The 8,037-nt window shown below is 65.7% G+C and carries 7 protein-coding genes and 1 pseudogene; 6 read left to right on the plus strand and 2 right to left on the minus strand.

The window, feature by feature from the left end; genetic code table 11:
* On the minus strand, nucleotides 1–603 hold a 603-nt coding region (locus tag Q0O05_RS10350), incomplete at its 3' end, for an efflux RND transporter periplasmic adaptor subunit (protein WP_293662733.1).
* Between the two features lie 181 nt (nucleotides 604–784).
* On the opposite strand from Q0O05_RS10350, the gene hpnC reads away from it, so the two are divergent.
* Genes hpnC through hemH form a run of 6 tightly spaced genes read left to right on the plus strand, consistent with a single transcriptional unit; the run spans nucleotide 785 to nucleotide 7,842 of the window.
* On the plus strand, nucleotides 785–1,618 hold the full coding sequence (gene hpnC, locus Q0O05_RS10355; RefSeq protein WP_293662735.1) for a squalene synthase HpnC: 834 nt from the start codon (nucleotides 785–787) through the stop codon (nucleotides 1,616–1,618).
* Between the two features lie 56 nt (nucleotides 1,619–1,674).
* The gene (hpnD, locus tag Q0O05_RS10360) at nucleotides 1,675–2,514 is read left to right on the plus strand and encodes a presqualene diphosphate synthase HpnD (RefSeq protein WP_293662737.1); all 840 of its coding nucleotides are present in this window, start codon (nucleotides 1,675–1,677) and stop codon (nucleotides 2,512–2,514) included.
* Nucleotides 2,511–4,004 carry an FAD-dependent oxidoreductase gene (locus tag Q0O05_RS10365; RefSeq protein ID WP_293662739.1) on the plus strand — a complete coding sequence of 498 codons (1,494 nt, stop codon included), beginning with the start codon at nucleotides 2,511–2,513 and terminating at the stop codon, nucleotides 4,002–4,004. Before hpnD ends, Q0O05_RS10365 begins: the two co-directional genes overlap by 4 nt.
* 30 nt (nucleotides 4,005–4,034) lie before the next feature.
* Entirely contained in the window at nucleotides 4,035–6,434 is a 2,400-nt protein-coding gene (locus Q0O05_RS10370; RefSeq protein ID WP_293662741.1) for a penicillin acylase family protein, read from the plus strand.
* 8 nt (nucleotides 6,435–6,442) lie between these two features.
* The gene (locus tag Q0O05_RS10375) at nucleotides 6,443–6,733 is read left to right on the plus strand and encodes an XRE family transcriptional regulator (RefSeq protein ID WP_293662743.1); all 291 of its coding nucleotides are present in this window, start codon (nucleotides 6,443–6,445) and stop codon (nucleotides 6,731–6,733) included.
* Nucleotides 6,734–6,738: 5 nt separating this feature from the next.
* Nucleotides 6,739–7,842, plus strand: a complete 1,104-nt coding sequence (gene hemH, locus Q0O05_RS10380; protein ID WP_293662745.1) for a ferrochelatase — start codon at nucleotides 6,739–6,741, stop codon at nucleotides 7,840–7,842.
* A 9-nt stretch (nucleotides 7,843–7,851) separates the two neighbouring features.
* Here the strand turns inward: hemH and Q0O05_RS10385 are convergent.
* Nucleotides 7,852–8,037, minus strand: a pseudogene (locus tag Q0O05_RS10385) (pyrroloquinoline quinone biosynthesis protein PqqE); the annotation flags it as partial.

Here is an 8,037-nt window from a genome sequence, read left to right on the forward strand (position 1 = left end):
CTGCGCAATTTGCACCACAGGCGCTCCGGCAGCCACCACCTGGCCCACTTCGGCGCTCACCGCCGTGACCACGCCCGACACATCAGCTACCAGGGTGGTGTAGCCGGCCTGATTGCCTTGGCTGTTGAGCTGGGCCTGGGCCTGCTCGAGTTGGGCCTGGGCGGCCTTCAGTGCAGCGTCGCGGCGCTCGAGTTCGGCGCCGCTGATGAAGTTCTGGTCGCGCAGCTCTTTGTAGCGCTTGTAGTCGGCGGCGGCCAAATCGCGGTTGGTTTGCGCGGCAGCTACTTGCGCGCGGGCAGCGTCGGCTGCGAGTTTGTAGTCCTGCGGGTCCAGCTGGGCCAGCATCTGCCCGGCCTTCACGGTCTGGCCGGGCTCCACCGCGCGCCGCACCACCTTGCCGCCCACCCGGAAGCCCAGCCGCGACTCCACACGGGCCCGCACATCGGCCGCGAACTCCATGCTGGTCTGGATACTGCCCTCGCCCACCGTCATCAGCTTGACGGCGCGCACAGGTTCTTCAGTGGGCGCCGGCTTGGAACAGGCGGCGAGCAGCAGCGCGCACACGATCACGGGCAAGACAAGGCGAAGGTTTTGGAAGGGCATGGCGAGGGACATCTGAGGGTGATTCGGGGGCGGGGCAGGTGGCGGGCGGAGAAGCGCCCGGGCAACTTTCCATGGGCATGGAAAGAGGCGGCGGCGCAGCGTGACATATTAATGACCAGCCGGTTAGTAATTTAAGTGGCGGCTTGCGCTTTGTCAAGTTGGGCGGGGCACAATCCCGCCCATGCCCAACACGCCCGCAATCGGCCATTACGAGAACTTTCCAGTGGCCTCTGTCTTGTGCCCGCCGCGTCTGCGGCCACCCATTGCCGCGATCTACCACTTTGCCCGCACCGCCGACGATCTGGCGGATGAAGGCAACGCCAGCCCCGCCGCGCGCTTGGCTGATCTCGCCCTGTTTCGCAGCGGGCTCGAGGGCGCGGCGCCCGCGCTGGCCCGCTGGCCGCAGGTGTTCGGCCCCTTGGCCGTCCAACGCAAGGCGCACGCCCTGCCCGACGACCTGCTGCACGCGCTGCTCGACGCCTTTGTGCAGGACGTGGAAAACACCCGGGATGGCACCGGCTACCGCAACCACGAAGACCTGCTGGACTACTGCAGCCGCTCGGCCAACCCGGTGGGACGCCTGCTGCTACACCTGTACGGCGTGACTGACGCGACCTCGCTCGCCATGAGCGACTCCATCTGCTCGGCCCTGCAGCTCATCAACTTCTGGCAGGACCTGAGTGTGGACATACCGCGGGGGCGCTTGTACCTGCCGCAGGATGCCTGCGCGCGCTTTGGCGTAACCGATGAGGACATTCTGGAGCGCAAGATCACCCCCGCCACTACCAAATTGATAGCAGCTTGCGCAGAACTGGCGGGCGCCAGCATGCAAAAAGGCAGTCCATTGGTGCACCGGCTGCCGGGCCGCGCCGGCTGGGAGCTGCGGCTGGTGGTGCAAGGCGGCCTGCGTATTCTGGACAAGATAGCCGCCATGGACTACGCCACCCTGCAGCGGCGTCCGCGGCTGGTGCCAAGGGACTACGCCGTCATGCTGTGGCGGGCCGTGTGGATGTAGCGCTGGGGGCGAAATGAGGCCGCAATTGAGTAGCTCGGGGCGGCGACAATAGCCTCATGACCCCAGAGCAATACGTCCAGAACAAGGCCGCCGCCTCGGGCAGCAGCTTTTATTACGCATTTCTGTTCCTGCCGGCGCCGCGCCGCGCCGCCATTACCGCGTTTTACGCCTTCTGCCGCGAGGTAGACGACGTGGTGGACGAGATGGTCGACCCCGGCGTGGCAGCCACCAAGCTGGCCTGGTGGCGCAACGAGGTGCAGCAGTCCTTCAAGGGCCAGGCGAGCCACCCGGTGATGAAAGCGCTGGCGCCCCACATTGCGCCCTACCGGATAGAGGCCCGCCAGCTGCTGTCTGTGATTGACGGTTGCCAGATGGACCTGGAGCAAACCCGTTACCTGGACTACCCCGGCCTGCAGCGCTACTGCCATCTGGTGGCCGGCGTGGTGGGCGAGGTGGCCGCCGGCATATTCGGCCAGACGCAGCCCGCCACCACCGACTACGCCCACAAACTCGGCCAGGCGCTGCAGCTCACCAACATCCTGCGCGACGTGGGCGAAGACGCCCTGCGCGGGCGGATCTACCTGCCGGTCAACGAGCTGCAACAGTTCGACGTCAAAGCTCACGAAATCCTCAAGCGCACCCACTCCGACCGTTTTGTGGCGCTGATGCAATTTCAGGCACAGCGGGCACACGCCCTGTACGACGAGGCCCTGGCCCTGCTCCCCGCCGCCGACCGCCGCGCCCAGAAGCCGGGCCTGATGATGGCCAGCATCTACCGGGCCCTGCTGACCGAGATTGAGCGCGATAACTTCCAGGTGCTGCACCAGCGCATCAGCCTGACCCCGCTGCGCAAATTCTGGCTGGCGTGGAAGGTGCAGGCGCTGGGCAAGGGATGAACATCGCCATCGTCGGTGCGGGATGGGCCGGTTTGGCGGCAGCGGTTCGGGCGACGCTGGACGGGCACCACGCTACTGTTTTTGAAGCATCCCGCGCAATAGGGGGGCGGGCCAGAGCCCTCAATAGCACTTTTCCAGGCGGCACACCGGTGACGCTGGACAACGGGCAGCACATCCTGATTGGCGCCTACAGCAGCACGCTGGAACTCATGCGTACTGTCGGTGTGGATCCGGCGCAACTCCGGCGCCTGCCGCTGGACCTGCGCTTTGCCGACGGCACCGGTCTGGCCCTGCCGGACTGGCCGAGCCCCCTCAACGCACTGGCCGGTATCGCCACCGCGCGCGGCTGGTCGTGGCGCGACCGCTGGAGCCTGTTGCGCGCAAGCATAGGCTGGCAGAGGGCGGGGTTTCGCTGCGCGCCGGGCGCCAGCGTGGCTGACCTGTGTGGCGTGGGCCCATCGGCCAATGACTTCATTGGCGGAATCAGCCCCGCAATCTATCGCTCGCTGATCGAGCCCCTGTGCGTTTCCGCCCTGAACACTCCCCCAGAGCGCGCCTGCGGTCAGGTTTTCTTGAATGTGCTGCGCGACTCGCTCTTTGGCGGGCGGGGCAGTTCCGACTTGCTGCTGCCGGTAGGCGATCTCTCCCGCCTATTCCCTGATGCCGCTGCCTGCTGGCTGACCGCGCGGGGCGCAGAGGTGCGTACCGGTGCGCGGGTGCAGGGCCTGCGGGCGCTGACCGATGCCCGGGAGGCCGGGACCGCGGAACCCGGGGCCACAGCGGAAATGGGCCGGATACGCTGGCAGATTGAACTCGAGCGCCACCGCGGTGAGCGAGATAGTGGCATCGGAAAAGTCGGGGGAGGCGGCGAAAGCGGAGAAGGCGAAAGTAACGGTGAAGGCGAAGGCAGGCGCGAGGACGAAGGCCAAGGTGACGGCGAAGCATTCGATGCCGTCATCTGGGCCACTTCAGCGCCAAATGCGGCTCAAGCGCTTACAGCGTCTGCGTATGCAGCTCCTGAATCCATAGCAAATAGCCTGAAATCCTGGGCTGCCACTGCAGCCGCCCTGCATCACGAGTCCATTGCCACTGTTTACGCCTTTGGCACAAACGCCTGCCTGCCCCGCCCCATGGTCGCACTGCGCAGCAACACAGACTTCCCCGCCCAGTTTGTGCTGGACCGCGGGCAGCTCGGCGGGCCGCAGGGACTAATGGCTTTTGTGGTCAGCGCCAGTTCCGGCGACAAGGCCACATTGGAGCGGCAGGTCCTGGCGCAGGCTGCCGCGCAGCTCGGCTGGGCGTTGCAGCCCTTGCAAACCGTGGTGGAAAAGCGCGCTACCTTCGCCTGCACGCCCGCTCTGCTGCGTCCGCCTTGCGCCATAGCGCCCGCTCTGTGGGCCTGCGGCGACTATGTGGACGGCCCCTACCCCGCCACGCTGGAGGGCGCCATCCGCAGCGGGTTGCAGGCTGCCGCCATGCTCGCGCGCTAGACTCGAGAGCAGAAAAACAGGAGTACGACGATGAAACTGGCCCTCAAACTGGTGGGCGCGCTGCTGGCCCTGCTGGTGCTGATTGCAGCCGGTCTGGGCGGGCGCTACCTCTACCCCAAGCTGCCCGAGCGCAGCGGCCAGGTGTATCTACAAAAACTCGGCGCGGACGTGGTGGTCCGCTTCGATGAGCGCGGAGTGCCCCACATCTCGGCCCGTAACGAAATGGACCTCTACAGTGCACTGGGCTATGTGCATGCCCAGGACCGGCTGTTTCAGATGGAAATAGTGCGCCGGCTGGCCAAAGGAGAGCTGGCCGAGGTACTGGGCCCCAAGCTGCTGGAGGTGGACAAGCTCTTCCGCACCATGGGCCTGCGCCAGCACGCCCAGAAAATGGTGGCCGACTTTGACCGCAAGGACCCGGCCAACCGCGCCCTGCTGAGCTACCTCAGCGGTATCAATCAGTACCAGGAATCCCACCCCCCGCCGCTGGAATTTGATGTGCTGGGCATTACCCCCCGTCCCTTCACCCCCGAAGACACCTATGCCGTGGCCGGCTATCTGGCTTACAGCTTTGCCGCAGCCTTCCGGCAGGAGCCGGTGATGACCTTCATCCGTGACAAGCTCGGCCCCGACTACCTGCGCAACTTCGACCTCAGCTGGCATCCCGAGGGCGTTATCAACCCCCTGGCGCAACTCAATGACGCCGGCTGGCAAAGCCTGAACCGCATTGCTGCGGTCAGCCTCCAGGCCACCGAGCTGGGCGGCATTCCATTACTAGAAGGCAGCAACGCCTGGGCAATCTCGGGGCGGCGCACCGAGTCCGGCAGCCCGCTGCTGGCGGGAGACCCGCACATTGCCTTCTCCGCACCTGCCATCTGGTACGAGGCGCACCTCAGCAGCCCCGACTTTGAGCTCTACGGCCACTTTCAGGCCCTCAACCCCACCGCGCTGCTGGGCCACAACCAGGATTTCGGCTGGACACTGACCATGTTCCAGAACGACGATATCGACCTCATCGCCGAGACCGTGAACCCCCAGAATCCGCAGCAGGTCTGGCACCGGGGTGCGTGGGTCAACCTGACCAGCCGCACCGAGCAGATTCTCGTCAAAGGCGCCGAGCCGGTGCAACTCACCCTGCGCAGCTCGCCCAACGGCCCCATCATCAACGACGCCTTCAAGGACAGCCTGGGCGCCACCCCGATATCGATGTGGTGGGCGTTTCTGGCGACCGAGAACCCGATACAGCAGGCGTTTTTCGAGCTCAACCGCGCCGACACCCTTGAGAAGGCCCGCAACGCCGCCAGCAAGATTCACGCGCCCGGCCTCAATGTGGTGTGGGCCAATGCCGAGGGCGACATCGGCTGGTGGGCGGCCGCCCTGCTGCCGCAGCGCCCCGTGGGAGTCAACCCCGCCTTCATCCTCAATGCCGCCAAGGGCGAGGCCGACAAAAAAGCCTACTACGCATTCCGTTTCAACCCGCAGGAAGAAAACCCGGCCCGCGGCTATGTTTTCTCGGCCAACCACCAGCCCCAGCCGGCCAGTGGTGTGCCAGTGCCCGGCTACTACAACCTGCCTGACCGCGCACAGCGTCTCGATGCGCGGCTCAGCGAAGCCGACGTCCGGTGGAACAGCGCCGAGGCCCGCAAACTGCAGCTCGACGTGACCAACGGCTACGGCCCCCGCATCATGCGGGATCTGCTGCCGGTGATGACTGCCGTGGTGACGGACGCCAACGAGACAGCATTCATGGAGCCGCTCACCCGTTGGGACGGCGCCTACACGCCCGACAGCATTGCTGCCACCATGTTCACCCAGTTCCTCTACGAGCTGACCCGGGGCACCTTCGCCGACGAGTTAGGCCCGGTGCAGTTTGAGAATCTATTGAACACCCGCGCGCTGGACCACGCCCTGCCTCTGCTGGCGGCCGACGCCAATTCCCCCTGGTGGGACGATGTCAGCACACCCGCCAAAGAAAACCGGTTTGAAATTGTGCGCATCGCGTGGAGCAAGACCCTGAAGCACCTGACCGGCCTCTACGGCACCAGCCTGCTGGACTGGACCTGGGGCAGAACCCACACCCTCACCCACAACCACCCGCTGGGCCGGCAGAAGCCGCTGAATTACGTGTTTGATGTGGGGCCGTTCTCAGTGCCCGGCGGTCGCGAGACGCCCAACAACTTCGCCTACCCTCTGGGGCCCGCGCCCTGGGCGGTGACCTTCGGCCCATCCACCCGCCGCGTGATTGACTTCGCCGACGCCGCTCAGGCGGTGGGCATCAATCCGCTGGGCCAGAGCGGTGTCTGGCCCGACTGGCACTACTCCGACCAGGCCAGAGCCTATGTTGCGGGCGAATATTTGCCCATGTGGCTGGACTCCAAAGACGTCCTCGCCCACACCCGCAGCACACTTACTCTGCGCCCCGCCCGCTAAACCACACCATGCCTGAACCCATGCCACCCCTGCAGCTCGACATGCCCGCCCCCAGCGGGCAGCAACTCAAGGCCGCCCGATTGGCCGCCGGACTCAACCAGGCGCAGGCCGCGACGCTCATGGGCTACGCGCTGCAAAGCGGAAGCCGAGGCGGGCTGCAGTCGCGCACCTGGCAGGCGCTGGAGAGCCCCACCGACGAACGCAACATGCAAGGCCCCGTCTTTGCCATGTTTTTACTGCTTACCGGCCAGCACCCCACCCACCGTCTGGCCCCCCAAACACCCGAATCTGGAGACTGAAAACCATGGCCCTGCCCTCCCCCTTCAAGCCCGAGCCGAGCTACGCCCACGGCCAGGAAGCCCGCACCGCAGTGCTGCTGTGCAACCTCGGCACGCCGGACGCGCCCACCGTGCCGGCGGTGCGCCGCTATCTGGCCGAGTTTCTGAGTGACCACCGGGTGGTCGAGATTCCGCGCGTACTGTGGCTGCTCATCCTGCACGGCATCATCCTGCGGTTCCGCCCGGGCAAGTCGGCGGCCAAGTACGCCAGCATCTGGACGCCTGAAGGCTCGCCCCTGCGCATCTGGACCGAAAAGCAGGCCAAACTGCTTCAGGGCTGGCTGGGCCAGCGCAACCACCTGACCACCGTGCGTTGGGCCATGCGCTACGGCAGCACCAATATCGCCTCGCAACTCAGCGCCCTCAAGGCCGAGGGCGTGACCCGGGTGCTCATCGTGCCGGCCTACCCGCAGTACAGCGCCACCACCACCGCCAGCGTGTTTGATGCGGTCTACACCTGGGCCGCGCGCACCCGCTCCATCCCCGAGCTGCGCTTCGTAAACCACTACCACGACCACCCCGACTACATCACCGCGCTGGCCGACAGCGTCAAGCGCCACTGGAAGGCCAACGGCCGCCCCGACAAACTGGTGATGAGCTTTCACGGTGTGCCCGAGCGCACCCTGCATCTGGGCGACATCTACCACTGCGAATGCTTCAAGACCGCGCGCCTGCTGTCCGAAGCGCTGGGCCTTGGGAAAGATGAGTTCAAGGTGACGTTCCAGTCCCGCCTGGGCCGTGCCAAGTGGCTCGAACCCTACACCGAGCCCAGCCTGATTGAGATGGGCAAGGCCGGCGTAAAACGGGTAGACGTGATGTGCCCCGGCTTTACCAGCGACTGCCTGGAGACGCTAGAAGAAATCAATATGGAAGCGCGGGAAGCATTCCTGCACGCAGGCGGCAAAGAGTTTAAATACATTCCCTGCCTGAACGACGACCCCGAGTGGATCACCGCCCTGTGCCGCATCACCGAAACCCACCTCAGCGGCTGGCCCACCCAGGTTCGCCATGACCCCGCCCAACGCGAAATTTCGCGCGCCGCGGCGCTGGCACTGGGCGCTAAGAACTGAGCCGGCGAGCTACACCGCCAAGGCGCGGGAGTTCTTGGGGTCTCTGAAGATCAGCGGCTTGGTGTTGTCGCGCTGCGCGTCCGGGATTTGAGCGTAGGCGACTGCGGCAGTGACGCGGTCGTGCATAGCTGACTTGTCGCACACCGGGTCTGCGTTGGCGGCGTCCCCGGTGAGCATGTAGGCCTGGCAGCGGCA

The sequence above is a fragment of the Rhodoferax sp. OV413 genome (assembly GCF_945881795.1).
In the GTDB taxonomy this organism is placed as follows: domain Bacteria; phylum Pseudomonadota; class Gammaproteobacteria; order Burkholderiales; family Burkholderiaceae_C; genus Allorhodoferax.

Coding starts and splice junctions, on each gene's coding strand:
- Q0O05_RS10375 (WP_293662743.1), top strand. CDS start 6,443: ATGCCTGAACCCATGCCACCCCTGCAGCTCGACATGCCCGCCCCCAGC.
- Q0O05_RS10365 (WP_293662739.1), top strand. CDS start 2,511: ATGAACATCGCCATCGTCGGTGCGGGATGGGCCGGTTTGGCGGCAGCG.
- hpnD (WP_293662737.1), top strand. CDS start 1,675: ATGACCCCAGAGCAATACGTCCAGAACAAGGCCGCCGCCTCGGGCAGC.
- Q0O05_RS10370 (WP_293662741.1), top strand. CDS start 4,035: ATGAAACTGGCCCTCAAACTGGTGGGCGCGCTGCTGGCCCTGCTGGTG.
- hemH (WP_293662745.1), top strand. CDS start 6,739: ATGGCCCTGCCCTCCCCCTTCAAGCCCGAGCCGAGCTACGCCCACGGC.
- hpnC (WP_293662735.1), top strand. CDS start 785: ATGCCCAACACGCCCGCAATCGGCCATTACGAGAACTTTCCAGTGGCC.